The sequence below is a fragment of the Burkholderia sp. 9120 genome, assembly GCF_000745015.1.
Lineage (GTDB): Bacteria > Pseudomonadota > Gammaproteobacteria > Burkholderiales > Burkholderiaceae > Paraburkholderia.
Map to the genome: position 1 here is coordinate 4686010 of NZ_JQNA01000002.1, position 26045 is coordinate 4712054.

Genomic DNA, 26045 nt, shown 5'->3' on the forward strand with positions numbered 1-26045 from the left:
CTCAACGCAAACGGGACGGATCGCCATGGCCGGAATCGGGTTCGAACTGCGCAAGATGCTCCGCCGCGATACGCTGCTGGGGCTGATGCAGGCTTATACGTACGCCGGGCTGATCGGCGCGGGGCCGTGGGTGCTGTCGATCGTCGGCATTCTGCTGATCGGTGTGCTGAGCCTGCCGTTCGTCTTGCCCACCGGGCTCATCACACAGTTTCAGGTCTCGGTGACGTATCTGATCTCGTTGTCGCTGATTCTCACCGGCCCGTTGCAACTTGCCTACACGCGCTTTACCTCCGACCGTCTGTTCGAAAAGCGCGACGACCTGGTGCTGCCGAACTATCACGCGGTGGCGTTCGTCGTGACGGCGGCATCCGCGGTGCTCGGCACGCTGGCGATCGTGCTGCTGTTTCCGCAGCAGACCGTCGCGTACCGGCTGCTCATGCTGGCCGGCTTCGTCGTGATGTGCAACATCTGGATCGCGACGATTTTTCTGTCGGGCATGAAGCAGTATGTGTCGATCATCGTGGTGTTCTTTATCGGCTATACCTTCACCACCGGTGCGGCGCTCGCGCTCAACCGCTTCGGCCTGACCGGGCTGCTATCGGGCTTCGTGACCGGCCAGACTATCTTGCTGGTCGGCCTGCTCGCGCTGATCTACCGCGATTACCGCAGCGATCATTTCATCTCGTTCGAAGTGTTCTGGAAACAGTACCGTTACCCGTCGTTGATGCTCACCGGTCTGCTGTACAACCTCGCGATCTGAGTCGACAAGTTCATGTTCTGGTACTCGCCCGGCACGGGCCAGCCGGTGATCGGGCCGCTGCGGGCGTCGCTCATCTACGACATTCCCGTGTTTCTCGCGTATCTCGCGATCATTCCGGGCATGGCGGTGTTTCTGATGCGGATCGAAACCGACTTTGTGGAGTACTACGACGCCTTCTACGACGCGGTGCGCGAAGGCGCGTCGCTGCAGCATATCGAGCGCATGCGCAACGCGATGGTGGAAGCGCTGCGCAACGGCATCTGGGAGATCATCAAGGTGCAGACCATCGCCGCGATGATGCTGTTCGCCGCCGGCACCGTGCTGCTGTCGTGGCTGAAAATTTCGACGCTTTATCTGCCGCTGCTTTATATCGACGTGATCGCCGCCAGCATGCAGGTCGTGTTCATGGGCACGATCAACGTGTTCTTCTATCTCGACAAACGCAAGATCGTGCTGTGTCTGGTGGCGGGGTTCGTCGTGTTGAACGTGATTTTCACGGCGTTGACGCTTGCGCTCAATCCCGCTTTCTACGGCTATGGTTTCGCGGGCGCGCTGCTGGTGGTCGTGCTGGCGAGTCTTTACCTGCTCGATCGTAAATTGGAATCGCTAGAATACGAGACCTTCATGCTGCAATAAGGCCTCCTCTTTCGATGACCTTACCCAACGAATCGACACGTAACGCGCGAGCGAGTGCAGCCAACTCGCTGTTTGCCTTTCTGAAGGCGTTGCCGCTTGGCGAGCGGCTGATCGAAGGCGGTTTCATGGCGGTGCAGGCGGTGGCCGGCGCGAGTCTCGCGTTCGAGATCGGCCGCCTGCTGCATACCGAGCAGGCGTTCTGGGCCGCGATCACCGCGATCGCGGTCAGCCAGCATAGCTATATCGACACGCGCAATCTGTCGCGCGATCAGTTTATTGGCGCGATGGTGGGTGGCGTGTGCGGGCTGGCGGGCGCGCTGCTTGGCGGCGGGTATTTCGCGGCTTATGCGGCGACGGTGGGCGTCGCGATTGTCGTGTGCTGGATTCTGAATGTGGGCAGCGCGGCGCGGCTGGGTGGGATTACCGCGACGATCATGCTGCTGGTGCCGGGGATGGGGCCGCCCTGGGATAAGGCGCTGCTGCGGTTGGGTGAGGTGACCCTGGGCACGGTGTGCGCGTTGTTGATGGCGTGGTTGATGTCGAAGGTTGAACAGCGGTGGTTTGGGAAGCCGCGCAATACGTGAGGGACGGTCAGCGATGAGCCGTTCGTTGGTAGCGCCATAGCGTGCGGTAGCCGGCGAAGATCAGGCCTCCGACTAACAGCGTGGAAACGATCCAGTAAAGAAGTAAGGCGAGCATTTCCATGTCGTCGGCGTTCGCCAGGTCATTGTTTCCCGTCACCGAGAGCACGAAGCGGATGAAGCCGTCGACGAAATCCGGCATGTTGAACGGCAGGAGACTGAAGAGGCACGCGAGATACCATCCTCCTATAACGGAAACAACCACAAAGACCACGACGGCTAATATTTTCATTGCAAGCTGTCTATTCATTTCACTTCAACCGTTCCGTATGCCTTCATCGTAGTGCCTGGAACCGGCATCGTGAGCCCCCTGGATCGAATGAATTTTTGAAGTGCATCAAATGCACCCGAATTGACGACGGTAATGCATCCTTGGCTCAGTCGGAGCGGCCCCATTGGATGCAACCGGAAATTTCCCCTGGCGATTCCGTTAATGTTCGTGGTATCGCCCGACACGGGATTCCACAACATGAACCAGTACTGCCTGTCGGTGGAGCCAAAGCCGTATGTGCTCCACAAGTCACGCATCATTCCCATACGCCCACCCGAATGGCGGTCGACCAGATAATAAACTCCTTTAGGTAGCGGTCCGAGATTCGGAATAGCCGTGTCGTCCGGATTGTCCCGCCCTCGATCAGTTCCAGAAAAGGCCGTACAGGTGCGGTTCCTGGACATGTGAGAATCGAAGTTTTCTGCTTGTTGAGAATGAAAGTGCATGCGACTGGCATATGACCATTCTTTATGTCCGTTCGGGGACGGCCATACTATCAACGTGGCTCTCTCATAAATCATTGAAGCCACTCCGTGATTTCACTCTCTCGCGTCACGCCGTACTTCAAGGAGTTATTCTCGATACAGCCAGCCTCGGACCGGTAAAGCGCACGTAAGCACGGCATGCAATCTGAATGTCCCGAGCAACGTACGTATTTTCTGACACACGATTTGCAAACCTCACGATCGCCAGGTGCGCAGAGCGGCATTCGCCGCAAGCAAGCGCAGCTAGCCTTGCGCCGCATCATCCTCTTGCGGCCGACGCCGGTAACGCCCCGGCGTCACGCCGATACTTTGCTGAAACGCCTTGCCAAACGCGGCTTCCGATTGATAGCCCACCATCTCGCCGATCTCCGCCGCGCTACGCTGCGTGCGCAACAGCAGGTCGCACGCGATCGTCATGCGGATCTGCGTGAGGAAATCCATTACCGTCATGCCCGCCCGCTCGTTGAAATGGCGCGCGTAAGTGGCCCGGGACATCGCGGCGACGTCGCCTAGTTCGGCAATCGTCCATGCACGCTCCGGCGCGCTCAACATGCTTTGTACGGATGCGCCCAGACGCGCGTCAGCGAGCAGCGTCAGCACGCCCGAGGTCGACGCGTTCTGTTCGCCATGCACGCGCAAGGCCATCGCGAAGAGCGCGTGGCTCAGCGCGGTGACGATGGCCAGCGCGCCCGGTTGACGATGCTCCGCCTCGGCGCGCATCAGCGCGATCACCGTTTGCAACGGCCCGAGTGCCTGCGCGCCGCCGAGCGACACGTGGAACGGATCGGGCAGCGCATTCAGCAGTAACGCGGATGAGCCCGGCGAGTAAACGAAGCGGCCGCAGAGGAGATCGACATCGGGCTGCGCCGCGGGCGCGTTGCTGTTGTCGCCGTTGTTGCTATCGTCGCTGTCGTGGCCGTCGTTGCGTCGCACGGGCAGCATGCCGTCGTGACTTAGCGTCAACGGCGCCGTGGCGTTAGTTCGCGCCACATTGCGCACACGATGCGCCGCACCGTGCGGAAACAGCACGAAATCGCCCGGCCGCAGCGCCACTTCCCCGCCGCCGGTGGTTTCGATCAGGCAGGCGCCTCCGAGCACCAGATGAAACGGCGCGATACCCGTTTCCATCGGCGCGTGATCGATATCGAAGCCGCCCGAGAGAAGGCAACGCAGATCGAGGCTGGCTTGCGGGCGGGCAAGGTCGATCAATCGGCTGAGCATGTCCATGAGACGATCGCGCTAAAAGTTGAGCGAATTGAGTATTCAGGATATCGCGGCGCAGCGCAATACTTTGTCTCACGACGCCGGCACCCGCCGACGCGCAATAGAGACGAAGGAGCATGGCCATGTTGAACTGGATCGAATACCGCAAAGAACTGTTCGGCCGCATCGGCGAGATCGGCAAACTGTCGCCGGATACCGTCCGGGCCTATCAGACGATGTCGAGCGCGGGTCAGAAAAGCGATCTGCTGGGCGCGAAGACGCGTGAGCTGATTTCGCTGGCGGTCGCGGTGAGCTTGCGTTGTGACGGTTGTATTACCGTGCATACGGCCGAAGCGCTGAAGCATGGCGCGACGCGCGATGAAATCGCCGAAGCGCTGGGCGTGGCGGTGGCGATGAATGCCGGCGCGGCGATGGTGTACTCGGCCCGGACGATGGATGCGGTCGCGGCTTATTCGAGTGACGCGGCGGATGCGGGTCGGTAATCGTCCGACTGCATGAAAAAAGCCGGTTACATGCACACGAGCATGCAACCGGCTTCGTTGCGCGCGGTAGTTACACCGCGTGCCGCGCCTCTTCCAACTGCTTGCGACGCACCTCACCCTGGCGCTCCAGCATCCAGCCCGGATACTCGGCCGGCAGCGTGCTGACCTGATCGAGCTTCGCTAGCTCATCCGCGGTCAGCGTGACGGCGGTCGCGGCGATGTTGTCGTCGAGCTGCTCGACCTTCTTCGCGCCGACGATCACCGACGTCACCACCCGCTGGTGCAACAACCACGCGAGCGCGATCTGCGCGACCGATACGTGCTTGGCCTCCGCGATATCGCGCATCACGTCGATGCAGTCGTACGCGCGCTCACGGTTGACCGGCGGAAAATCGAACGTCGTGCGACGGCTGCCCGTCTCGCCCTGCTGCTCACGTCCATATTTGCCGCTCAGCAAACCGCCCGCGAGCGGACTCCACACCATCAGGCCCAGGCCTTCGCTGTGCAGCATCGGCACGAGTTCGCGTTCGAGGTCGCGCCCCGCCAGCGTGTAATACGCCTGCAGCGATTCGAAGCGCGCGAGCCCAAGGCGCTCCGCGATACCGAGCGCCTTGACGATCTGCCACGCGGCCCAGTTCGACACGCCGACATAGCGCACGTGGCCGTGCTGAACCAGCGTGTCGAGCGCGCGCACGGTTTCTTCGATCGGCGTGGCCGGATCGAAACCGTGGATCTGATACAGGTCGACATGATCGAGTTGCAGGCGTTTCAGGCTTGCCTTCACACCGTCGATGATGTGATACCGCGACGCGCCGCGCGCATTCGGAAACTCGTCGGTCTGGCCGAACACCTTGGTCGCCACGACGACTTTGTCGCGCGGCACCTTGAGGTTTTTCAGCGCCTGGCCGGTGATCTGTTCGGACAGGCCGCCCGCGTAGACGTCGGCCGTGTCGATGAAGTTGATGCCGGCGTCGAGCGACCGGCCGACCAGCCGCTCCGCGTCGGCCTGCTGCAGATCGCCGATCTGCTTCCAGATGCCCTCGCCGCCGCCGAAGGTCATCGTGCCCAGACATAGTTCTGAAACAAAAACTCCAGTGCGGCCTAACGGGTTGTAACGCATTGCGGAGACTCCATCGTGAAGGGGTGGATGGGTGAGGCGTAGAGGTTACTGCAATTGGGGGAAGTCGGCTGGCGGGGCGGCAATGCTCATCCGGTACGTCAATGATCCGTCGAACATGGGCGCTTTTGATTGTGGGGGATTTTGACAGACGGCGGGGCTGTGGGATTAGTCGTGATGTATTCCTGGCTCAGAGATGTTTGACGACATGAATACGAGTTCCGTATGGGACTAAATTGATTCGTGTTTATATCAGGCCAGGCAGCGGATTTAACGCCAGAGCGTGAGGATGTAAAATTTTGCAACGGCATCAGAATCAGATTCCCGATGCATAAAATCGCCCCTATTCCTCATATAGAATTGCCGTTTTTAGCTTTGGGACAGCCTCATGCCGTGGACATTTCAGCAAAGCACCGGGAAACTTTCGTTTAATGGCGAATCTGTCGAAACGGGTTATTCAGGTGCTGCCACCGGTAAAAACAATCCGGCCATGCAGTCAATTCAAAACGTAGGGCCGATCCCACGCGGTAGCTGGCAAATCGGTGCGCCTCACAGCTCTCCACACACCGGAAGCTTCACGCTCAACCTCGCGCCCATGGTGGGAACGAATACCTTCGGGCGAAGCGCTTTCCGAATCCATGGCGACAGCACGGCTCATCCGGGACAGGCATCTGACGGATGCATCATCATGGGCGTTCATACTCGCCACCGAATAGGGTCAAGCGGCGACCGACGCTTGGAGGTTATCCAATGAAGCGCGCTTCTGGTTTCACATTGGCACTCGTATTCGCTTGCTCAGCCGCACCGGCAATTGCGGCTCAACCAAACGCGTCCGTCCTGGCAAAGCAGCTTGATAACAAAGGTGCAAAGGCCACGGTGAGCGGCATGTCGGAATCCGAGTGGGACAACGTCCTGACTCGTATCGATTCCGGCAATACGGCATGGGTTGCGCTCGCGCCTAAGCTGGCCGAAGGGACGGACGGCGGAAATTCCGAAGACCTTGGAATCGGGTTGGCGTACGCTCTTCCGAAGAACCCCAAAGCGGTACTCAGGGCCATTGATCCGAATAACGGGCCGGTGCTCGGCGTCGGTCGCGTCTGCTCTGCTCCGTTCATCGAAGACACGGTTAAAGATATTCCGGCGTACATCAGGCGCGCCAAAGCCGCGTTGCGCGACGTGCATGACGCGGCGTTGCAAAACGTGAGGGATGCGTGTCTGGCGGAGTTGGCGAAGCCTTAAAGTGAAGCGGATCGGTCGATACATTGCAAACGTGGCGGCAACGCTTGTGCCAGGCGTGCTGCTCGCCCGGTACATTACGAATCTGCCTGTCGAATGACCAGGCACATGGCAGGCGCCGGCCACCACGCAAGGTGAACGGACTCATCAATCGACGCTGCAAAGAGGCCGAACCCTTCAAACACGGTGCGCAATGAAGCGCGCGTCCGTGCTGTTGGCACTCGTATGCTCATCGGCATTCGCCAAGGCTTCAGACCCAGCTGACGTGATTTCGAAACAAAGCGGACTACCCGCGAGTGAAGTGCAAGGCATGCTCGCGAACTGCGACGCCAACCAAATCAGTCTGAACTTCTGCGCATGGCGCGATCGGTAGTGGCCGCGCAGAGCTACAAGATGCGTTGGACGAGAAACCCGCTGCCTGCAAGACAGGACTCGAAAAGAAAATCACCGCGTGGAAGAAGCGCCGCGATGCAAGTTGCAAGAAGTCAGCAGTGGAGGAAAACGGCGGCGGTTCGATCGTTCCGATGGAAATTGCCGCCTGCGAGGCCGACGAGACAGAACGCATGACGAAGGTCATCCGGGCGAAAAAATGCCACGATAATTGACGCGGCCGCGAGCGGGGTAATGAGAAACTGCCGTTAGCGTGAATCCATGCCCTTTCAGCAGGCCGCGCAATGGTCGGCCGTAAGCTTTCATATGCGGCTATCGCGTTGATGGCCTGCGCCTTCGTGTGTGCAGCGCAAACGCTACATGCGACGATTAGCGATTTCGTCGGCAAGTGGACTTTTACAGATGTGGTTGACTACCTTGATCTTTCCGATGGTCTTCCCGAGGCGAAGCGGATCCTTGGCTTGATGAAGAGATGAAAAAACAGATTCTGATAAAAGCGTCGTTGAGCGTCCTCTGGATTCTCACTTCCATCTTCGGCGGATTGCAACTGACCTATTACTTCGACGACGTGTATCCCGGCAATATGCCGGACCCCGTCGACAGGTTCATCCGCTTTTGCCTGGCCGTCACGCGACACAACGATCTGGCGAATCCCGATGACATGGAAGTGCTCGCACTGCTCCTCTATTGGACGATAGCTACGTTACTGGTCGCTGCGCTTCTGTTCATCTGCTACACCGTCGTGCGTCGTTACCGGAATCCCGCTCGTCGATAAAGGCCTCCATGATGACTCGATGGACCATTGCAATCGCGTTGCTGGCTAGCTGCGCTTTCGCTCACGCAAGGCCTTTGGCCGTGCCGGATGATGGCACTGCGGCGGTATGGGCATCCAGGCTGGTTAGCAAGTATCAGTTGACCACGGACAAGATTGATTGCCTGTTCTTCGACACGTTCGATAAAGGCGCTAGCTTCGACGTCCGGGTTCGTGAGAACCATGCACCGGAATGCGGCGGAATGGTTGACACTTCACCCACGCTTTTCTTCATCAAGATCAGAAAGAGCGACGGCCGCGCGTCAACGAATGCATACGACAGCGCGCGCTTCGTGCCACTGCGGCGAGTGACGAAGAAGTGAGTGACACGAATTTGCCAAGATTGAAGCCGCGTGCAGTTGAATCCTCCAAACCCGCCACCTCGCCCCTATTTCACCCGCCTTTCAATCCCCCCAGCAAACCCCGCGTAAACCTGCCAGACTGACCCGAAACCGCGCCTCTAGATATGGCACCCCACGCCCCCATCTAAGCCCTCATGACTTCGGCAAAGACAAAGCCCACCGCCGCGCTAAACGCGGCTCGCCCTTCCAAAGCGTCGCGCAAAGCGGCGGGCACAACCTCGGCCCAATCAACCACGTCCACCGCACTAAACGCACTAAACGCACTAACCCCCTTCCACCCCGCCGTCTCCAACTGGTTCAAAAAAACATTCCCCGCGCCCACCGACGCCCAAACCGCCGCATGGCCGCAAATCCGCAGCGGCCGCTCCACGCTGGTCGCCGCTCCGACCGGCTCCGGCAAAACCCTCACCGCCTTCCTCTCCGCACTCGACGATCTGGTCCAGCAAGGCCTCGCCAACGGCGGCGCCCTGCCCGATGAAACGCTGGTGGTCTACATCTCGCCGCTGAAAGCCCTTTCCAACGACATCCGCATCAACCTGCAATCTCCATTGCAAGGCATCGCCGAAGAACTCGCCGCGCTCGGCCTGCCGCCGCTCGATATCCGCACCGCCGTGCGCACCGGCGACACCACCCAGCAAGAGCGCAACGCGCTAAAAAAACGCGCGCCGCACATCCTGGTGACCACACCCGAATCGCTCTACGTGCTGCTCGGCTCGGACTCCGGCCGCCGCATGCTCGCCACCGTGCGCACGGTGATCGTCGATGAAATTCACGCGCTCGCGGGCAGCAAGCGCGGCAGTCATCTCGCGCTCAGCCTCGAACGGCTCGACGCGTTGTGCCAGCGTCGCTTGCCGCGTATCGGCCTGTCGGCCACGCAAAAGCCGGTCAGCGCGGTCGCACGCTTTCTGGTGGGCGGCGCAAGTCTCGCGAGCAGCGAGCCCGCCGACTGCGCGATCATCGACGTCGGCCATATCCGCGCCCGCGATCTCGCGCTGGAAATCCCGCCGGTGCCGCTCGAAGCGGTCATGTCGAACGAAGTGTGGGAACGCGTCTACGACCGCCTCGCCGAACTGGTGGCGATGCACCGCACCACGCTGGTGTTCGTCAACACGCGCCGCATGGCCGAACGCGCCGCGCGTCATCTGACCGAGCGGCTGGGCAAGAACGCGGTCGCCGCACATCACGGCAGCCTCGCGAAAGAACATCGTTTCGACGCCGAACAGCGCCTCAAACGCGGTGAATTGCGCGTGTTGATCGCGACGGCATCGCTGGAACTCGGCATCGATATCGGCGATGTCGAACTGGTCTGCCAGATGGGTTCGCCGCGCGCGATCGCGCCGTTCCTGCAACGCGTCGGACGCTCGGGCCATCAGGTCGGCGGCATGCCCAAAGGGCGGCTGTTTCCCGCCTCGCGCGACGATCTGATCGAATGCGCGGCGCTGCTCGATTGCGTGCAGCGCGGCGAACTCGATGCGCTGCGGATTCCGCGCGCGCCGCTCGACGTGCTCGCGCAGCAGATCGTCGCCGAAGTCTCCAGCGCCGAGTGGGACGAAGACGCGCTGTTCGACATGATGCGACACGCCGCGCCCTACGGGGATCTCGAACGCGAGCAGTACGACGCCGTGCTGCGCATGCTTGCCGAAGGCTACACGAGCCGCAACGGTCCGCGCGGCGCGTATATCCACCGCGACGTGGTGAGCGGCACGCTGCGCGGCCGGCGCGGCGGCAAGCTGGTGGCCGTGACCTCGGGCGGCACGATTCCCGAGAACGCCGACTACGCCGTCGTGCTCGAACCGCAGGCGATCAACATCGGCACCGTCAACGAAGACTTCGCGGTCGAAAGTCTGGCCGGCGACGTGTTCCAGCTCGGCAATGCGTCGTACCGGATTCTGCGGATCGAGAGCGGCCGCGTGCGGGTCGAGGACGCGCAAGGCCAGCCGCCGAATATTCCGTTCTGGCTCGGCGAAGCGCCGGGACGCAGCGACGAACTGTCGTTCGGCGTGGCGCGCTTAAGAGAGCAGATCGGGCATTTGCTCGAAGCGCAAACCGAAACCGAAACGCACCCCGCCCACCTCGACCACGCGATCGACTGGCTCATCGACACCCTCGGTCTCGACGAAGCCGCTGCGCGCCAGATCGTCGACTATCTCGCCCGCGCCCGCGCCGCGCTCGGCGTGCTGCCGACGCAAAACACGCTGGTCATGGAGCGTTTCTTCGACGAATCCGGTGGCACCCAACTCGTGATTCACGCGCCGTTCGGCAGCCGCGTGAACCGCGCGTGGGGACTCGCGCTGCGCAAGCGTTTTTGCCGGACCTTCAACTTCGAACTGCAAGCCGCCGCTACCGAGGACGCGATCGTCCTGTCGCTGACCGGCAGCCACTCGTTCGTGCTCGACGAAGTGTGGCGCTATCTGCATTCGAACAGCGCCGAACATCTGCTGATCCAGGCGCTGCTCGACGCGCCGCTGTTCGGCGTGCGCTGGCGCTGGAACGCGACCACCGCGCTCGGTTTGCCGCGTTACACCGGTGGCCGCAAAACCGCGCCGCAACTGCAGCGCATGCGCAGCGAAGACCTCCTCACAAGCGTGTTTCCGGAGCAGGCGGCGTGTCTGGAGAACGTCGTCGGCGAGCGCGAATTGCCGCGTCATCCGCTAGTCGACCAGACCGTCGACGACTGTCTGCACGACGCGATGGATAGTGACACCTGGCTGGCGCTGCTGCGCCGTATCGAACAGGGAGACGTGCAACTGGTGGCGCGTGATTTGCCGGCGCCATCGCCGCTGGCCGCCGAAATCCTGACCGCGAAACCGTACGCCTATCTGGACGACGCGCCGATCGAGGAACGCCGCACGCAGGCGGTGATGAATCGCCGCTGGACCGATCCCGCCAGCGCCGACGACCTTGGCGCACTCGACGCCGACGCGATCGACAGCGTGCGCGACGAAGCCTGGCCGCAGGCGCGCAACGCCGACGAGATGCACGAAGCGCTGACGGGCCTCGCCTGCATCACCGAGGCCGAAGCGCAGGCGCACGAAGACTGGCCCGCATGGCTCGCCGCGCTGGCCGGGTCGGGCCGCGCGACACGCCTGCAGGTCAGCGAAAAAGTCGCGCTGTGGCTGCCCGCCGAACGCCTCACCGGCTTCCAGGCGCTCTACCCTGACGTCCCGGCCGCTCGCTACGCGCCGCCGCTCGTCGCGCCCAAAGGCTACGCCGAAACCTTGACCGCCGACGACGCCCTGCTCGACGTCCTGCGCGCGCGCCTGACCGGCTTCGGCCCGCTGCCCGTCGAAGCGATCGCGCAAGCGCTCACTTTGCCGGCGGCATCGGTCGAACAGACGCTGACGCGCCTTGAAGCGGAAGGCTACGTAATGCGCGGCCGCTTCACGCCGCACGCCGACGTGGAAGAATGGTGCGAACGCCATCTGCTCGCACGCATCCACCGCTACACGGTGAAACGCTTGCGTCGCGAAATCGAGCCGGTGGAACGGCACGACTTCATGCGCTTTCTGTTCGCATGGCAGCACCTGACGCCCGACACACGCAGCGAGGGCCGCGACGCGCTCGCCGCGGTGCTCGACCAGATGGAAGGCTTCCAGGCCGCCGCGGGCGCGTGGGAAGACGACATCCTGCCGGCTCGCGTGAAGGCTTATTCGAACACTTCGCTCGACGAACTATGTCGGGCCGGCAAGATCGTCTGGACCCGTCTGAGCGACCGTGCGCGCAGTAGTGCCGGACCGGTTCGCAGCACACCGATCGTGCTGTTGCCGCGCGGCCAGGTGCGCATGTGGAACGCGTTGATCGATCCGTCGAAGCAAGCGGCGTTGTCGGCGCGCGCGCAAAGCGTCTACGACGCGCTGGCGCAACACGGCGCCATGTTCTTCGACGAACTGCTGACGGAAGTCCGCGTTTTGCGGATGGAACTGGAGAGCGCATTAGGCGAACTGGTGGCCGCCGGTCTCGTAAACTCGGACAGTTTCGCGGGCCTACGCGCGCTGCTGAAGCCCGTGGCCAAACGCAATGCGTTCCCCAGCAACCGGCGCGCGAGGTCGAGCGCATTGATCGGAGGAATGGACGATGCGGGTCGTTGGGCGCTGGTCAGCCGCCCGGCGCCCGCCGCCGAGCCAGTGCCCACACCTGCACCCGAGCGGCGCAGGCAGTTGCCGCCCGACGTGCTCGAACACGTCGCCATGACGCTGCTGCGCCGCTATGGCGTCGTGTTCTGGCGTCTGCTCGAACGCGAGGCCGACTGGCTGCCGCCGTGGCGCGATCTGCTGCGCGTGCTGCAGCGCCTCGAAGCGCGCGGCGTGATTCGCGGCGGACGCTTCGTCAACGGTCTAGCGGGCGAACAGTTTGCGTTGCCGGAAGCGATTCCCCTATTGCGAGAGGTTCGCCGCCATGCGAACGACAGTGCTTTTGTGTGCGTCGCCGGCACCGATCCGTTGAATCTGGCGGGCACCTTGCTTGTCGGCGAACGCGTGCCCGCCGTGGCCGGCAATCGGGTGCTGTATCGCGATGGCGTGGTGATCGCCACACTCGTGGCAGGGACTTTCTGGTTCGCGCCCACTGTGGAGGAAAACCCGGTCGAACGGGAGCGGGCACGCGGCTGGCTGGCAAAAAGGTTCCAGGGTTTGCACGCGGTTTGAACGCGAATTACACAGCGAATTACCCGGCTAATTACACAGTCGGGTCATTTAGAAGCACTAAAGCCGATTTTGAAGCAAGCCCTAAAGCTCCGGGCTGTCCTACCGTTAATGTTTATAAGCCCGAAGCGCAGCCGCTTAGCTACAATGGGTAGAGTCTTAAGTATGATGAAGACTGTCTGCCGCCTTCCGCCTTTACGGCGGCCAACGGCACACATCGCCCGGGGATCCCATGAACGACGACCAACACGAGCAGGTGCTTTTTGCCCAGTTCGGCACAAGCAGCCCATGCTGGCGTCTGTCGACCGACAGCAACGCGCTTGAACTCACGCCCGTTACCGGCGACGTACCCGCCAATGTCGCGATTCCGCTGAACCCTCAACAAGCTTCGCAGATTCGTTGCCTGACCGGCGTCACCTCGCATCTGATCTTCGACGTGCGCCTCTTCGGCGAACCGTTGCGTCTGCATCTGGTCGGCAAAAAACTCAACAGCAACACCTGGGCCGGCACCGCGTCCGCGTACGACGACACCGAATCGGTGGCGCGCGATCTGGTGCATGGTCTGTCGTTCGCCGAACAGGTCGTCTCCGAAGTGAATTCGGTCGTGGTGATCGTGGACCGGCATGGGCGAATACAACGCTTCAACCGGCTGGCCGAAGAACTCACCGGCGTCAAGGAAGAGAACATCATCGGCCGCAACGTGTGGGCGCTGTTCATGTCCACCGAAGACGGCGCCGCCTCCAGCCAGAACATTGCCGGCTTCTTCAATCGCGGCGTGTCGTATGAAGTCGAGCGGCGTATCAAGACGGTGCACGGCGAACGGCTCTTCCTGTTCCGCAATAAATTCGTCCAGAGCGGCAGCGGCGTCGAAGAGCAATTCCTGATCTGCTCGGGCACCGACATCACCGAAGAACGCCTCGCGCAGGAACGGCTCACCCTGCTGGCCAATACCGACGCGCTCACCGGCCTCGCCAACCGCAACGCGATCCAGGACAAGATCCGCGTCGCGATCGAAGAAGCCGCGCCCGGTGAAGCGGTCGGCGTGCTGTTCCTCGATCTCGACAACTTCAAGAAGGTCAACGACCACTACGGTCACGTGTTCGGCGACCGGCTGATCCGCGACGTGTCGTCGGCCATCAGCACCTGCCTGAACGAAGGCGACGTGCTCGCGCGACTCGGCGGCGACGAGTTCATCGTGCTCGCGGCCAAGGGCACCGCGCACGAACTCGAAGCCACCGCGCAGCGCATTCTCGAACGCATGCGCACGCCGTTCGCACTGGGCCTCGTGGAGGTCTACACCGGCTGCTCGATCGGCATTGCGTGCTATCCGGAACACGGCGACAGTCTCGAATCGCTGATCCGTTCGGCCGACACGGCCATGTACGTCGCCAAAGACGAAGGCAAGCGCACGCACCGCGTGTTCTCGCCGGACATGAACCGCCGGGTCGCCGAGTACATGTGGCTCGACACCAACCTGCGCCGCGGGCTCGACGAAGGCCAGCTAACGTTGCACTACCAGCCCAAGCTGTCGCTCGCCACTGGCACGGTGCAAGGCGCCGAAGCGCTGGTGCGCTGGAATTCGCCGGAGCGCGGGCAGATCATGCCGGCGGAGTTCATCCGCTATGCGGAGGAATCCGGTCTGATCGGCGTGCTCGGCCGCTGGGTCATGAACACCGCCGCGAAGCAGGCCGCCAGGTGGAAAGCAGACGGCTACAACCTGCGCATCGCGATCAACGTGTCGGCGCGGCAACTGGTCGATACGGCCGTGGTGCGTCATTTCACCGAGGCGCTGCAGAACGCCAGTCTCGACCCTTGCCTGATCGATCTCGAGCTCACCGAGAGCTGCCTGATCGAAGACGAAGCGGCCGCACTGGAGCTCATCAAACAGTTCCGCGTGCTCGGCGCGCAGGTGCATCTGGACGACTTCGGCACCGGCTACTCATCGCTGTCGCAACTGGGCCGCATTCCGCTCGACCTGATCAAGCTCGACCGCAGCTTCGTGCGCTCGATCAACGCCGACACCAAGGCGCAGGCGCTCGTGCGCTCCATGGTGGCGGTCGCGCAGGAGCTGGATCTGAAGGTGGTGGCCGAGGGGATCGAAACCGAATCGGAAGAACTGTTCATGAAGGGACTCGGCGTCGATTACGTGCAGGGCTTCCTGTACGGCCAGGCCATGCCGGCCGCTGAATTCGAACGCTGGTTGCAGGATAGACAGAAGCTCAGGCTGATTGCCTGAGCTTCCGCCCGCTCCGTAGAAAGTCCCATTGAGACCGCCCGTTGCGGTTCGACGCGTTTGAATCAGCCGCGATTCACGCGAAGTTGGCCGCGCTGGTAGCCGCCTGGCGCATGTTGGACGTGCGGCGGTTTTGCAGCGTCACCAGCCGCTCCATGAAGGCGAGGTCCTTCTCCTCGATCGTGAAAGCAGCGTCCACCCAGTCTTCGGTAATTTCCATCAGTTCGGCACGCGACAATTGCAGCACGCGCTGGCGGGCCCGCAACATCGCGCGAATGCCGTTCATCTTCGGCTTGAGCGTATCGATAAACGTGCGCGTGGCGAGATAGGCGTCGCCGGGTTCGAACAACTGATCGACCAGCCCCTTGCCGTAGTGCCATTCCGCCGTATGCGATTCCCCCACGCCGATCAATTCCTCGGCGAGCCGCATGCCGGCCTTGCGCGCCACCAGCGAGTACCCGCCCATGCCCGGGAACAGATTGAACGCGATCTCCGGGAAGCCCATGCGCGCATCGTTCTGCGCCAGCAGGAAATGATGGGCGAGCGCCGCCTCGAAGCCGCCGCCGAGCGCCGTGCCCTCCACCATCGCGATCGAAATCGCGCCGGTGTCGAAGCCGCGCGCCGCGGCATGCACGCAATCCACACAGGCCCGCGCGTAGGCCATCAGCGCCTGACGCTTGCCCGAACGAATCGTTTCGGCGAAGAAATCGAGATCGCCGCCGACGTTGTACATGGTCGGAATCAACGACCCGGTCACCCAGAAATCGATCTGCAGCCCCGACTCTCGCGCCGCCTGCGCGAGCCCCAGAATGTCATGCACCAGATCGAGGTTGAAACAGGGACGCGGTTGCGCTCGCAACATCATCCACATGATGTTGCGGCCTTCTTCATAGTAAGCGGAGATTTGCGACAGGTTGCCGGCTTCGATGAACGGACGGCAGGCGTGGTGGCTATGCAGATTCATTTTGAACGGTCCTTTAAGGTTAAACACTGGTAATGCAATGCGAGCCTAAAGCAGACCGGAATCGGATGGGAGCGGTGTAACCAACAGATGAATGCAAGCGCTTATCGAAGCCACGCCGGGCGGCGCTCCGGCGGCAGGCGGCCGTCTATTCGCACGATGCCGCGGACGCAAACGGTTGCGCACCGAAGATGGGCGAAATTAGCCCGCCAATGAGCATGCCGCCGCATGCAAAAAGCGGGCGGCGTAAATCCGAATTTTTTGCCGAATTGGAATGAAAAGGAAATAACGCGCGGTTAGGCAATGCAATCGAAAATACGTATTGCGGATGTTTATTTTTTAAATGGTGGCCTGACAGACGGAATACCCAAATTGCATAGTGCGGGCCTTTCCCCGCGGCTATGCGAGTCGTGCCGGTCGGGTCTGACCGAGCGGCACGAACTCATGGACCTACGGACCTACGAACTTACGGGCGCACGAACGTACGAACGCTCACGGCGCGGCGGCGATCACATCGGCCACCGCGGCGGTCAGCTTCTTGCCGTACGGCACATGCAGGAACTCGTTCGGCCCGTGCGCATTCGACTTCGGCCCCAACACGCCGCACACCATGAACTGCGATTTCGGGAAGCCCGCCTTCAGCACGTTCATCAACGGAATCGTGCCGCCCTGCCCCATGTACGCGACGTCGGCGCCATAGTGTTGACGCGATGCGTCGTTGAGCGCGGTGGCGAGCCACGGTGCGAGATCGGGCGCGCTCCAGCCGCTCGCCGCGCCCGCGTCCGGCTTGAACGTCACCTTCGCGTTGTACGGCGGATCGACTTCGAGCAGCGCCTTCAGTTCGGCGACGGCCTTCTCCGCTTCGATCATCGGCGGCAGACGCAGCGACAGCTTGAACGCGGTGCGCGGACGCAGCACGTTGCCGGCATCGGCGAGCGCGGGCATGCCCGCCGCGCCGGTCACCGACAACGACGGACGCCACGTCGAATTGAGCAGCGCTTCCTGCGGATTGGTGGTGGTGGGCAGCACCTGGCGGCCGTTCTCGCCGCAGGCCCACGGCAGTTTCTTCCAGACGTCGTCGCCGAGAATCTTCGCGGTCGCTTCCGCTTCGCGCAGGCGGTCGGCCGGAATCTGAACGTGGAAGCCCTTCGGCAGCAGCGTGCCGTTCGCGGAGTCTTCGAGACGGTCGAACAGTTGCCGCATGATGCGGAAGCTCGACGGCGCGATACCGCCGTAACCGCCCGAGTGAATGCCTTCGTCGAGCACCTGCACTTCGAGGTCGCCGGCCACGAGTCCGCGCAGCGACGTGGTGAGCCACAGTTGATCGTAGTTGCCCGCGCCCGAATCGAGACACACGACGAGCCCGACCTTGCCGAGTCGCTCGCGCAAGACGTCGACGTACGGCAGCAGATCGTAGCTGCCCGACTCCTCGCAGGTTTCGATCAGACCGACGCAACGCGGACGCTCGATACCTTGCGCGTCCAGCGCGGCGAGCGCGGTAATGCTGGCATAGATCGCGTAGCCGTCGTCGGCGCCGCCGCGGCCGTAGAGTTTGTCGTTCTCGAGCTTCGGCGTCCAGGGCCCAAGGTCGTTGCGCCAGCCGTCAAACTCGGGCTGCTTGTCGAGGTGACCGTACAGCACGATGGTTTCTTCGCTGCCCGAACGGGTCGCGGCCGTTTCGAAGAAGATCACCGGCGTGCGGCCCGGCAAGCGGATCACTTCGAGCTTCAGGCCGCGCACGGGTTGCTGTTCGGCCCATTGCGCGGCGTCGGTGATCACGCGTTCCAGATAGCCGTTCTTGACCCACTCGGGATCGAACGCCGGGCTCTTCGCCGGAATCGCAATGTAGTCCGTCAACGCCGGCACGATCTCATCGTTCCATTTACGGTCGACGAATTCGCGTAGCGTGTCGTGGTTGATGCGTTGGGTCTGCTGGGTCGTATCGTCGGAGATCATGGTGGCGTCCGTGTCGGCTCTGGTCGGTCGAAACGGACATGATAGTCCTGATGCCCGATGCGCTGAAGCCCTCGCCACCTGGCCCGGCCGCCAGCGGCCCGCGGCGACCGGTCGCTCGACACGAAAAATCGTTCCGCATGGACGCTGCGCAAAAGAAACAATCGCGCGACAATCGTGGTTTACGTTGCGTTTGAGGAGTGCCCCCATGGCGGGCAATGTCATCGTTCAGGCTGTGGCCGCCGTGCTCGCATTGGCGCTGTATTTTCTGCCGGCGATTCTGGCGGATCGTCGCAAGCGTCACGACGTGCTGACGCTGGCGCTCTTCAACGCGTGCCTGGGTTGGACCGGTTTCGGCTGGCTGCTTGCGCTTTACTGGTCGTTGCAACCGAACCCGCCGAAGAACGTCGCCGGCGAGGTGGTCGAGACACGCAAGATCGTGCGGATGAAGGCATTTTCGACCGCGTTGCTGGTGCGCGTGCAACGACGCGCCACCGCACGGGATAGTTTGAAGAAGTAAGGCCGCGAAGCGGACCTGATTTGGCTGGCCGCGAGCGCTCAGGCGGCCCGGCGCCCCACCCGGCTCCATTGCACGGACCCGGCGGGGATGGAGCGCGGCTCGGCGCGCACGCTGGCCGGCGCGAACATCTCGCGGCGCAATTCGCCGTGTTCGTCGAACCACTCGCAGATCAGCCAGTCGCCGGGATTGAGCGCCACCGGTCCCGCATAGGTGACCGTCATGCGCGAGCCGCCGTCCTTCAACGTCACGACGTCGCCGACGTTGAAGCTCGCGGCTGGCGGTATCTGAAGTGCGTCAATGGTGGCGGTCAGCATATTCAATCCCCTGGAACTGTTGAGCGGCATTTAAGTCATTGCACCGGACTTTTCGACGTTGGAACTTCTGAGGGATGACTCTAAAAAGTGAACCCAGATTAACAATTGAATTTAATCCCGGCAAGCGCTTTTTATTGACATCGTTTTCAGCGGCACTGCAATAGGTTTGGCATAGCGGGCCAACGCACAGAAAGCAGGGAAAACCCTTCAACACCAAGCCAGTCATGCCGCCCATGCGGCACCGCACGATCGCAAGAGTTACGGCTTTCGACTCGCTTCCCAGTAGAAAATGCGAGTTGTATTTCGTCATATTTAATGCGCTTATATACCGTTATCCGGGTTTATTGTGATCCCCGTCAAACGCCGCAAACGGAATTACCTGTGAACGACGCGCTCACCGGCAAATAAGCTATGCCCGATATTACGGTTTGTTGAAAGTGCATAATAATTTCCGGCCAGCTTGCTGAAAACGATTACCAGCCCGCGATTTTCAAACCGGCTGTGTCGCGAGGCGCAGCGCATGTTGCTGATGCCGCACCAGCAGCACGCTCAAACCGATACATACGAACATCAGCAGCGCATTGATCGCGAGGCTGAACTGGAAGCCATGCGCGTACGCGGTGGCCGTCGAATGACCGCCGATCACACCAAAGAACGCGCCGCTGATCGCCGCCGTGCCGAACGCCGAGCCGATCTGCAAGGTCGACGAGACCACGCCCGACGCGAGCCCGGCCTTCTCCGGCGGCACTTCCAGCAGCACGATGCGCACAATCGACGGCAGCAGCAAACCGTTGCCGATGCCCGCGCACACCAGCCCCAGATAGAACGGCAGATCCGGCGTCACGGAGTGGGCGGAGGCCCAGCCGGTGATCGCGAAGCCGACGGTCATCATCGAGAAGCCGAGCGTCAGCACGTGACTGCCGATCCGCTTGACCACCATCGGCGACGTCAACGGTCCAGCGACGAAGCCCAGCGCGAACGGCATGATCGCCATGCCGGAGGCGAGCGGCGTCCAGTGCAGACCCGTCTGCAGGAAGATCCCGTACGTCAGGAAAAACGCGCTGTTGCAATAGAACAGGAACGCGAGCACCAGACCCAGTGCGAAGGCCGGATTGCGGAACAATTGCAGATCCACCAGCGGATAACCGCCGCTGCGCTCCACCCGCCGCTCGGTCGTCACGAACAGCGCGAAGACCGGCACGGCGAGCGCGAACATCACGAAGGTCCACACCGGCCAGCCGGCTTCGCGGCCATGCGTCAACGGGTAAATGATCAGCAGCAGCACCGCGGAGAGCAAGGCCACGCCCTTCAGGTCGATGCCCGCGCGGGTGGCCGGCTGATTTTCCGGCACGAACTTCCACGTGCCGATGAACGCCACGATGCCGATTGGAATGTTGATCAGAAAGATGATCCGCCAGTCGAGTCCGAATGGGTGATACGTGATCAGCGCCCCGCCGCCCAGTTGCCCGACGATCGACGACAGCCCGAACATGAAGCCATACAGGCTCATCACCTTGGTCTGCCGATGCAGCGGCACCACCGCGCGCACCGTCGCGAGTACCTGCGGCGCCATCACCGCGGCGGCGATGCCTTGCACGATCCGCGAAATCACCAGCATGTGGCCGCTGGTGGCGAAGCCGCACAGCGCGGAAGCGATCACGAAGGCCGCCATGCCCGTCATGAACATGCGACGGCGGCCATATAGATCGCCGAGCCGCCCCCCCGTGATCAGCAGCACCGCATACGACGACGCGTACGCGGACACCACAAGTTGCAACTGCGCGTTAGTGGCGTTCAGGCCGCTGTGAATCGACGGCAGCGCGAGATTGACGATGAAGTAGTCGAGCGGCGCGAGAAACGCGCCGACGAACAGCACGGCCAGCGCGAGCCCCTGCCGTTCACCGCGCGGCGCGGTTTGCTTCGGGGTTGCCGCCGCAGCGGACTTGATTGCTTCACAATTCATGACCGATCGTTCAAAAATTAGGCAAAAAAATTTAGACGAGCGCACGCATCGCGACGTCCACGATTTTTATCAGCGCGTCTTCCTGATGGGCGACGCGGCCCATCACGCGCAACCCCTGCATGACGCACAGCAGGAAATCGCCGACGGCTTTTTCGTCGAGCGTGGCATTGAATCCGCCGCTCGCCTGGCCGCGAATCACCGACGCCGCGAGCAAGGTCGCCATGCGCCGCTGAATCGCGGCGACGCGGGTGCGCAGCTCGTCGTCGCCCGGTTGCATTTCGAGCGTGGTGTTGGTGATGAAGCAGCTACGTTCGCCGGTCAATGCGCAGGCAACCCGCGCGTAATGCAGCAACGCGTTGCGCAGCGCTTCCTCAGCCGGGACCGGCGCGTTCAGCCGCTCGGCGAGCCGCGCGACCGAACCTTCCGCGTAGTGATCCAGCGCGGCCAGCATGATGCCGTGCTTGTCGCCGAATACGCCGTACAGGCTGCCGCGCAACAGGCCGGTCGCCTTGCACAGGTCGTCGATCGAAGTGGCGTGGTAGCCGTGGTTCCAGAACACCTGGCTCGCGCTCGCCAACACCGTGTTGGTATCGAACTCGCGCGGCCGGCCTCTTGGACACCCCGCACCTGCTTTCTTCGCCGATTGATTGGGAGAACCGGATTGCTTCATGGGACGGATATTATGACTACCCGTTCAAGAAAGCAAGGTCGAGTTTTCGTAGACCCACGGGCTTGCTAGCCGCTCAGCCCGGCTTTCGCCACTTCTGGTCCGCCGCCGTGAACAACTGATTCATCTCACTCCCGCTGGCCGCTTCTTTCGTGAAATCGAACGTGCCGTGCTCGCGCATCTCGTGCGCCGCGCGCTGGAATGCGCCCAACGCCGCGCGCGCCAACGATCCGCCGACGCTCACGCGACGCACGCCCAGCGCCCGCAATTCGTCGAAGCTGAGCACGACGCCTTGCAGGCCCATCAACACGTTGACCGGCCGGTCCAGCGCGCTGACCACCGAGGTGATTTCTTCGCGCGTCTTCAGACCGGGCGCGTACAACACGTCCGCGCCGGCTTCCTGATACGCCTGCAAACGGCGGATCGTATCGTTGAGATCGGGACGGCCGGTCAGATAGTTTTCGGCGCGTGCGGTCAGCGTGAACGGGAACGGCAGCGCGCGAGCGGCTTCGACCGCGGCGCGCACGCGCTCCACGGCGGCCTCGAACGAATAGATCGGGTCGTCGTCGCGGCCGGTCCAATCTTCGATCGAACCGCCGACGACCCCGGCCGCCGCCGCCTGGCGAATGGTTTCCGCGCAATCTTCGGGGGCGTCGCCGAAGCCGTTTTCCAGATCGGCGCTGACGGGCAAATCGGTAGCGCCGGCGATCTCGGCGAGGTGCAGCATCATCTGCGCGCGGCCGATCGCGTTATCCGGCAAACCGCGTGTGAACGCGTAGCCGGCGCTGCTGGTAGCGAGCGCTTTGAAGCCGGCCAGCGCGAGCAGTCGCGCGGTGCCAATGTCGTACGGATTGGGGATGATGAAGGCTTCGCCGGCGGCGTGATACGACTGGAATTGCCGTGCTTTGTCGGATTGCGTTGTCATTGACGGTTCCATGGAAGACCACCAGCCCCGGCAGGTTGCCGCGGCGCAGCGGTGAATCGTTGAGGAGGCTTGCGAGCAACGAGAAAAGCCGGTGGCGGGGTCAGCCCGCGCACCGGCTTGCCGCATTATGACAGCGGGTTTGAAAGCGGCAACTCGCGATGCGGCTTGGGTTGGAACTCAGGTTCCAAGCCAGGTTGCGGCTTAGGTTTCCGCTCAGGTTGCGCCTTAGGTTTCGAGCTTCGCGTCCAGCGTGATGGTGGCGTTCAGGACTTTGGAAACCGGGCAACCCGCCTTGGCATCCGCCGTGGCTTTTTCGAAAGCGGCCTTGTCGCCGCCGGGAATCTTCACGGCCACATCGAGATGCACGGCGGTGATCGAGAAGCCGCCGCCGTCTTTATCCAGCGTGACGGTGGCCGTGGTGCCGATCCGTTCGGGCGTGATGCCGGCCTTGCCCAGTTCCGCCGATAGCGCCATCGAGAAACACCCCGCATGCGCAGCCGCGATCAGCTCTTCCGGATTCGTGCCGATGCCGTCCGCGAAGCGGGTCGCAAACGAGTACTGGGTTTCCTTGAGGACGCCGCTGTCGGTGGAAATCGAGCCCTTACCGTCTTGCAGGCCGCCTTGCCAGACTGCTGATGCTTTGCGCTTCATCGCTTTCTCCTGTCGACCAGAGTTGGCGCTTTAGCGCTTACTCTGGTCCCATGCAACGAAGTTGCGCTCAACCAGCGTTAGCGCTTCAGCGCTTACTCTGGTCCCACGCAACGCAGTTGCGAGTTGTACCCTCTCGGGCGGAAATCGAACTTCATCATAGGCGCTTCCGTGTGCTAACGCCGTGACGGTGCCATAAACGTCCAGCACGGAACCCACCTCAGCAACCATATCAATATCAGTAACAATCTTTCTCTGGAACACGGCTTTTTCACGGACCTTGCAAGAAATAGACTGATTTCAACAGATCGGGACACAGCATTCCACCCGGTCTCTCCAACAATCGAATACCGGAGGTCATCATGAAATCGCTTATTTCCGCTGTGGTCGTTGCATCCGCTCTCCTCGTTCCGGCCGTGTCGTTTGCGCAGCAGACGAATGGCCCGGTGACGCGCGCCCAGGTTCGCGCCGAACTGGTTGCCGCGCAGCAAGCGGGGCTCCTGAACCAGAACGACACCACCTATCCGAAGACCGTGCCGCAAAACGCGGTCCCGGTCGCAGTCGCTGAACAAGGTTCGCAGGATGTGGGCGGGACGAGCGCCGGGTCGTCGGCGGCTGGCGCGCCGACGTCGGTGCAACAACGCCTGTTCTCGACGTATCGCGGGCAGTAAGACGCTCGCCGCTCAGTCGGCGGCAACGAAGGGGTCTGGCTGTAGCAGTAAAAAAGCGCTGAGGTGGCGAATTAGCTCGCCACCTCAGCGCTTTTTGTTTGCAGCGCAAAGATCGAATGCGCCTGGTTCAGAACGCCGTTATTCGTCGAACGGCAAACTCTCCTGCCCCACCGCCCGCATGCCGAACACGTTCAACGTCATCGCCACCAGCGCGTAGTAGCCGAGCAAGCCGACCAGGTTGATCACCACCTGATGCCCGAAGCGCTCGACCGCCTTCGCATAGGTCGCGTCCGACACGCGTTTCGTGTCGTACAGCTCGCTCGCGAAATCGTGGATCAGCGCGTCGTCGGCATCCGCGAAATCCGGGCGATGCCCCTGGCGGATCGTCTCGGCATCCGCGGCCGGCACGCCCGCTTCCAACGCGATCGGATAGTGGATGGTCCACTCCGCCTGCGCCTGCCAGCGCGCGGCAGTCACCAGAATCGCCAGCTCCGAGAGGCGCAGCGGCAACCCCGTCCGGTAGCGGCAGAACGCACCCAGGCGCTGCGCCTGCTGCGCCAGTTCGGGACTATGAATCCAGCCGAGAAACGGCCCGTTCAGATTGCCGCGCGGACCGGACAGAATCTCGTCCAGCACAGCCTTCTGTTCGGGGGTGGCGTCGGACGGGTCGAAGTGAGGCAAACGCTCGGTCATCATCGGTCTCGCAGGTCGCGTGGCGTAGTCGGAAAGGTGAATGAGAAGTCGCCCGGGATCACACGGCGGCCAATGCGCCGCTAATCGCGTCGCTCAATCGCCCGACGATCTCGTCGATGTCGCGTGCCGTGCAGATGAACGGCGGCGCCAGCAGCACATGATCGCCGATCTTGCCGTCGACCGTGCCGCCCATCGGATACACCATCAAGCCGCGCGCGAAAGCTTCGCGACGGATCGCCGCGTGCAGTTTCACGCCGGCATCGAACGGCGTTTTGCTCGCGCGGTCCCTGACCAGTTCGACACCGACGAACAGTCCTCGTCCGCGCACATCGCCGATATGCGGATGCTGCGCGTAGTGCTCGCGCAAGCGGCCGCGCAACTGTTCGCCGCGCGCCAGCACGTTCGGCAGCAGGTGCTCGTCGGCGATCACGCGCTGCACTTCGAGCGCGGCGGCGCAGGCGGTCGCGTGGCCGATATAGGTGTGCCCGTGCTGAAAAAAGCCCGATCCGCCGACGATCGTCTGATAGACACGATCGCTCACCAGGGTCGCGCCGATCGGCTGATACCCCGCGCCGAGACCCTTGGCGATGGTCAGCAGATCCGGCGCCACGCCGTCTTCCTCGCAGGCGTACAGATAGCCTGTGCGGCCCATGCCCGACATGATCTCGTCAAGTATCAGCAACACGCCGTAGCGGTCGCACACCGCGCGAATCTTGCGGAAATACTCGCGCACCGGCGGCACCGCGCCGGCCGTTGCGCCCACCACCGTTTCCGCGACGAACGCCGCCACCGAATCCGCGCCGAGTTCGAGGATCTTCTGCTCGAGTTCATCGGCGAGACGTTGCGCGAAAGCCTCTTCGGTTTCGTCGGCGTGTTGCTCGCGATACGCGTAACACGGGCTGACGTGATGCGCCTCGATCAGGATCGGCAGGAACGGCTCGCGGCGCCACGCATTGCCGCCAATCGCCAGCGCGCCCAGCGTATTGCCGTGATAACTCTGCCGGCGCGCAATGAAATGCCGACGCTGCGGCTCGCCCTTCTCGACGAAATACTGACGCGCCAGTTTCAGCGCGGCCTCGATCGCCTCGGAGCCGCCCGACACGAAGTACACGTGCTCGAGCCCGGCGGGCGCGCTCGCGACCAGACGGTCGGCGAGTTCCTCGGCGGCCTCGGTCGTGAAGAACGACGTGTGCGCGTACGGCAACTGCTGCGACTGCCGTTTGATCGCGTCGATCACGCGCTGGTTGCTGTGGCCGAGACACGACACGGCGGCGCCGCCGGACGCGTCGATATAGCGCTTGCCGGTGGAGTCGATGATTTCGATGCCGTCGCCCGCGACGGCAACCGGCAGCGACTGCTTCGGCGAACGATGGAAGACGGTGGACATGGTGGTCGGTTTCCTGGTAAATCCTGCTTTCACAGCACGGCTAGCACTGATTCAA

The 26045-nt window shown here is 62.4% G+C and carries 25 protein-coding genes and 1 pseudogene; 13 read left to right on the plus strand and 13 right to left on the minus strand.

Annotation, left to right across the window (positions count from 1 at the left end; genetic code table 11):
* Window positions 1-25 precede the first annotated feature (25 nt).
* Together pelG and FA94_RS29025 are read left to right on the plus strand one after the other, a co-directional pair.
* A pseudogene (gene pelG / locus FA94_RS29020) lies at window positions 26-1396 on the plus strand (exopolysaccharide Pel transporter PelG).
* Window positions 1397-1410: 14 nt separating this feature from the next.
* Window positions 1411-1980: an FUSC family protein gene (locus FA94_RS29025; protein WP_035557852.1), complete on the plus strand. Its 570-nt coding sequence runs from the start codon at window positions 1411-1413 to the stop codon at window positions 1978-1980.
* Between the two features lie 7 nt (window positions 1981-1987).
* Here FA94_RS29025 and FA94_RS38865 read toward each other — a convergent pair whose 3' ends face one another.
* The 3 genes from FA94_RS38865 to FA94_RS29035 all read right to left on the minus strand — a co-directional run bounded on the left by FA94_RS38865 (window position 1988) and on the right by FA94_RS29035 (window position 4020).
* A complete protein-coding gene (locus FA94_RS38865) occupies window positions 1988-2269 on the minus strand; it encodes a hypothetical protein (protein ID WP_035557856.1) in 282 nt (93 codons plus the stop codon).
* A 14-nt stretch (window positions 2270-2283) separates the two neighbouring features.
* Window positions 2284-2829: a DUF2778 domain-containing protein gene (locus FA94_RS38275; protein ID WP_353611446.1), complete on the minus strand. Its 546-nt coding sequence runs from the start codon at window positions 2827-2829 to the stop codon at window positions 2284-2286.
* Window positions 2830-3036: 207 nt separating this feature from the next.
* Window positions 3037-4020, minus strand: coding sequence for an AraC family transcriptional regulator (locus tag FA94_RS29035; RefSeq protein WP_035557860.1), 984 nt, complete (start codon window positions 4018-4020; stop codon window positions 3037-3039).
* A gap of 119 nt (window positions 4021-4139) precedes the next feature.
* On the opposite strand from FA94_RS29035, the gene FA94_RS29040 reads away from it, so the two are divergent.
* On the plus strand, window positions 4140-4499 hold the full coding sequence (locus FA94_RS29040) for a carboxymuconolactone decarboxylase family protein (protein WP_035557863.1): 360 nt from the start codon (window positions 4140-4142) through the stop codon (window positions 4497-4499).
* A 70-nt stretch (window positions 4500-4569) separates the two neighbouring features.
* Here FA94_RS29040 and FA94_RS29045 read toward each other — a convergent pair whose 3' ends face one another.
* The gene (locus FA94_RS29045) at window positions 4570-5619 is read right to left on the minus strand and encodes an aldo/keto reductase (RefSeq protein WP_035557866.1); all 1050 of its coding nucleotides are present in this window, start codon (window positions 5617-5619) and stop codon (window positions 4570-4572) included.
* 385 nt (window positions 5620-6004) lie between these two features.
* Here FA94_RS29045 and FA94_RS38280 point away from each other — a divergent pair, with 385 nt between their 5' ends.
* The 8 genes from FA94_RS38280 (at window position 6005) to pdeR (ending at window position 15291) form a co-directional block, all read left to right on the plus strand.
* Window positions 6005-6370, plus strand: coding sequence for a tlde1 domain-containing protein (locus tag FA94_RS38280; protein ID WP_081936208.1), 366 nt, complete (start codon window positions 6005-6007; stop codon window positions 6368-6370).
* Window positions 6367-6855, plus strand: a complete 489-nt coding sequence (locus FA94_RS29050) for a hypothetical protein (RefSeq protein ID WP_051980851.1) — start codon at window positions 6367-6369, stop codon at window positions 6853-6855. The genes FA94_RS38280 and FA94_RS29050 overlap by 4 nt, the downstream gene beginning before the upstream one ends.
* Before the next feature lie 395 nt (window positions 6856-7250).
* Window positions 7251-7457, plus strand: a complete 207-nt coding sequence (locus tag FA94_RS39600) for a lysozyme inhibitor LprI family protein (RefSeq protein ID WP_231585053.1) — start codon at window positions 7251-7253, stop codon at window positions 7455-7457.
* A gap of 69 nt (window positions 7458-7526) precedes the next feature.
* Window positions 7527-7718 carry a hypothetical protein gene (locus FA94_RS29060; RefSeq protein WP_051980853.1) on the plus strand — a complete coding sequence of 64 codons (192 nt, stop codon included), beginning with the start codon at window positions 7527-7529 and terminating at the stop codon, window positions 7716-7718.
* Complete coding sequence (locus FA94_RS29065) at window positions 7715-8017, plus strand: hypothetical protein (RefSeq protein WP_051980855.1); 303 nt, start codon at window positions 7715-7717, stop codon at window positions 8015-8017. The genes FA94_RS29060 and FA94_RS29065 overlap by 4 nt, the downstream gene beginning before the upstream one ends.
* An 8-nt stretch (window positions 8018-8025) precedes the next feature.
* Window positions 8026-8376 carry a hypothetical protein gene (locus FA94_RS29070; protein WP_035557868.1) on the plus strand — a complete coding sequence of 117 codons (351 nt, stop codon included), beginning with the start codon at window positions 8026-8028 and terminating at the stop codon, window positions 8374-8376.
* Window positions 8377-8549: 173 nt separating this feature from the next.
* Complete coding sequence (locus tag FA94_RS29075) at window positions 8550-13058, plus strand: DEAD/DEAH box helicase (protein WP_035557871.1); 4509 nt, start codon at window positions 8550-8552, stop codon at window positions 13056-13058.
* Window positions 13059-13287: 229 nt separating this feature from the next.
* Window positions 13288-15291, plus strand: coding sequence for a cyclic di-GMP phosphodiesterase (gene pdeR, locus FA94_RS29080; protein ID WP_035557874.1), 2004 nt, complete (start codon window positions 13288-13290; stop codon window positions 15289-15291).
* Between the two features lie 73 nt (window positions 15292-15364).
* On the opposite strand, the gene FA94_RS29085 is transcribed toward pdeR, so the two are convergent.
* Together FA94_RS29085 and FA94_RS29090 are read right to left on the minus strand one after the other, a co-directional pair.
* Window positions 15365-16252, minus strand: coding sequence for a crotonase/enoyl-CoA hydratase family protein (locus FA94_RS29085; RefSeq protein WP_035557877.1), 888 nt, complete (start codon window positions 16250-16252; stop codon window positions 15365-15367).
* 489 nt (window positions 16253-16741) lie between these two features.
* Window positions 16742-18205, minus strand: coding sequence for a M20 family metallopeptidase (locus FA94_RS29090; protein WP_035557879.1), 1464 nt, complete (start codon window positions 18203-18205; stop codon window positions 16742-16744).
* 205 nt (window positions 18206-18410) lie between these two features.
* On the opposite strand from FA94_RS29090, the gene FA94_RS29095 reads away from it, so the two are divergent.
* On the plus strand, window positions 18411-18722 hold the full coding sequence (locus FA94_RS29095) for a superinfection immunity protein (protein WP_035557882.1): 312 nt from the start codon (window positions 18411-18413) through the stop codon (window positions 18720-18722).
* 38 nt (window positions 18723-18760) lie between these two features.
* On the opposite strand, the gene FA94_RS29100 is transcribed toward FA94_RS29095, so the two are convergent.
* The 5 genes from FA94_RS29100 to FA94_RS29120 form a co-directional block, all read right to left on the minus strand.
* The gene (locus FA94_RS29100; protein ID WP_035557884.1) at window positions 18761-19036 is read right to left on the minus strand and encodes a YodC family protein; all 276 of its coding nucleotides are present in this window, start codon (window positions 19034-19036) and stop codon (window positions 18761-18763) included.
* Window positions 19037-19526: 490 nt separating this feature from the next.
* Complete coding sequence (locus FA94_RS29105; protein WP_081936210.1) at window positions 19527-20999, minus strand: MFS transporter; 1473 nt, start codon at window positions 20997-20999, stop codon at window positions 19527-19529.
* 31 nt (window positions 21000-21030) lie between these two features.
* The gene (locus FA94_RS29110) at window positions 21031-21669 is read right to left on the minus strand and encodes a TetR/AcrR family transcriptional regulator (protein ID WP_035557886.1); all 639 of its coding nucleotides are present in this window, start codon (window positions 21667-21669) and stop codon (window positions 21031-21033) included.
* A gap of 73 nt (window positions 21670-21742) precedes the next feature.
* Window positions 21743-22591 carry an isocitrate lyase/PEP mutase family protein gene (locus FA94_RS29115; RefSeq protein WP_035557888.1) on the minus strand — a complete coding sequence of 283 codons (849 nt, stop codon included), beginning with the start codon at window positions 22589-22591 and terminating at the stop codon, window positions 21743-21745.
* A gap of 225 nt (window positions 22592-22816) precedes the next feature.
* Entirely contained in the window at window positions 22817-23242 is a 426-nt protein-coding gene (locus FA94_RS29120) for an OsmC family protein (RefSeq protein WP_035557889.1), read from the minus strand.
* A gap of 359 nt (window positions 23243-23601) precedes the next feature.
* Between FA94_RS29120 and FA94_RS29125 the strand changes: the two genes are divergently transcribed.
* Window positions 23602-23910, plus strand: a complete 309-nt coding sequence (locus FA94_RS29125) for a DUF4148 domain-containing protein (protein WP_035557892.1) — start codon at window positions 23602-23604, stop codon at window positions 23908-23910.
* Window positions 23911-24048: 138 nt separating this feature from the next.
* Here the strand turns inward: FA94_RS29125 and FA94_RS29130 are convergent, their stop codons facing one another.
* Complete coding sequence (locus FA94_RS29130; protein ID WP_035563371.1) at window positions 24049-24603, minus strand: carboxymuconolactone decarboxylase family protein; 555 nt, start codon at window positions 24601-24603, stop codon at window positions 24049-24051.
* Between the two features lie 58 nt (window positions 24604-24661).
* Entirely contained in the window at window positions 24662-25990 is a 1329-nt protein-coding gene (locus tag FA94_RS29135; RefSeq protein ID WP_035557895.1) for an aspartate aminotransferase family protein, read from the minus strand.
* Between the last annotated feature and the right edge of the window lie 55 nt (window positions 25991-26045).

Excerpts from the sequence above, each read along its gene's own strand:
- FA94_RS29035 (WP_035557860.1), bottom strand. The coding sequence starts at position 4,020 with ATGGACATGCTCAGCCGATTGATCGACCTTGCCCGCCCGCAAGCCAGC.
- FA94_RS29045 (WP_035557866.1), bottom strand. The coding sequence starts at position 5,619 with ATGCGTTACAACCCGTTAGGCCGCACTGGAGTTTTTGTTTCAGAACTA.
- FA94_RS29095 (WP_035557882.1), top strand. The coding sequence starts at position 18,411 with ATGGCGGGCAATGTCATCGTTCAGGCTGTGGCCGCCGTGCTCGCATTG.
- FA94_RS38865 (WP_035557856.1), bottom strand. The coding sequence starts at position 2,269 with ATGAAAATATTAGCCGTCGTGGTCTTTGTGGTTGTTTCCGTTATAGGA.
- pdeR (WP_035557874.1), top strand. The coding sequence starts at position 13,288 with ATGAACGACGACCAACACGAGCAGGTGCTTTTTGCCCAGTTCGGCACA.
- FA94_RS29085 (WP_035557877.1), bottom strand. The coding sequence starts at position 16,252 with ATGAATCTGCATAGCCACCACGCCTGCCGTCCGTTCATCGAAGCCGGC.
- FA94_RS29075 (WP_035557871.1), top strand. The coding sequence starts at position 8,550 with ATGACTTCGGCAAAGACAAAGCCCACCGCCGCGCTAAACGCGGCTCGC.
- FA94_RS29070 (WP_035557868.1), top strand. The coding sequence starts at position 8,026 with ATGATGACTCGATGGACCATTGCAATCGCGTTGCTGGCTAGCTGCGCT.
- FA94_RS29050 (WP_051980851.1), top strand. The coding sequence starts at position 6,367 with ATGAAGCGCGCTTCTGGTTTCACATTGGCACTCGTATTCGCTTGCTCA.
- FA94_RS29060 (WP_051980853.1), top strand. The coding sequence starts at position 7,527 with ATGGTCGGCCGTAAGCTTTCATATGCGGCTATCGCGTTGATGGCCTGC.
- FA94_RS38275 (WP_353611446.1), bottom strand. The coding sequence starts at position 2,829 with ATGATTTATGAGAGAGCCACGTTGATAGTATGGCCGTCCCCGAACGGA.
- FA94_RS29040 (WP_035557863.1), top strand. The coding sequence starts at position 4,140 with ATGTTGAACTGGATCGAATACCGCAAAGAACTGTTCGGCCGCATCGGC.
- FA94_RS29120 (WP_035557889.1), bottom strand. The coding sequence starts at position 23,242 with ATGAAGCGCAAAGCATCAGCAGTCTGGCAAGGCGGCCTGCAAGACGGT.
- FA94_RS29100 (WP_035557884.1), bottom strand. The coding sequence starts at position 19,036 with ATGCTGACCGCCACCATTGACGCACTTCAGATACCGCCAGCCGCGAGC.
- FA94_RS29135 (WP_035557895.1), bottom strand. The coding sequence starts at position 25,990 with ATGTCCACCGTCTTCCATCGTTCGCCGAAGCAGTCGCTGCCGGTTGCC.
- FA94_RS29105 (WP_081936210.1), bottom strand. The coding sequence starts at position 20,999 with ATGAATTGTGAAGCAATCAAGTCCGCTGCGGCGGCAACCCCGAAGCAA.
- FA94_RS29125 (WP_035557892.1), top strand. The coding sequence starts at position 23,602 with ATGAAATCGCTTATTTCCGCTGTGGTCGTTGCATCCGCTCTCCTCGTT.
- FA94_RS29130 (WP_035563371.1), bottom strand. The coding sequence starts at position 24,603 with ATGACCGAGCGTTTGCCTCACTTCGACCCGTCCGACGCCACCCCCGAA.
- FA94_RS29065 (WP_051980855.1), top strand. The coding sequence starts at position 7,715 with ATGAAAAAACAGATTCTGATAAAAGCGTCGTTGAGCGTCCTCTGGATT.
- FA94_RS29090 (WP_035557879.1), bottom strand. The coding sequence starts at position 18,205 with ATGATCTCCGACGATACGACCCAGCAGACCCAACGCATCAACCACGAC.
- FA94_RS29025 (WP_035557852.1), top strand. The coding sequence starts at position 1,411 with ATGACCTTACCCAACGAATCGACACGTAACGCGCGAGCGAGTGCAGCC.
- FA94_RS38280 (WP_081936208.1), top strand. The coding sequence starts at position 6,005 with ATGCCGTGGACATTTCAGCAAAGCACCGGGAAACTTTCGTTTAATGGC.
- FA94_RS29110 (WP_035557886.1), bottom strand. The coding sequence starts at position 21,669 with ATGAAGCAATCCGGTTCTCCCAATCAATCGGCGAAGAAAGCAGGTGCG.
- FA94_RS29115 (WP_035557888.1), bottom strand. The coding sequence starts at position 22,591 with ATGACAACGCAATCCGACAAAGCACGGCAATTCCAGTCGTATCACGCC.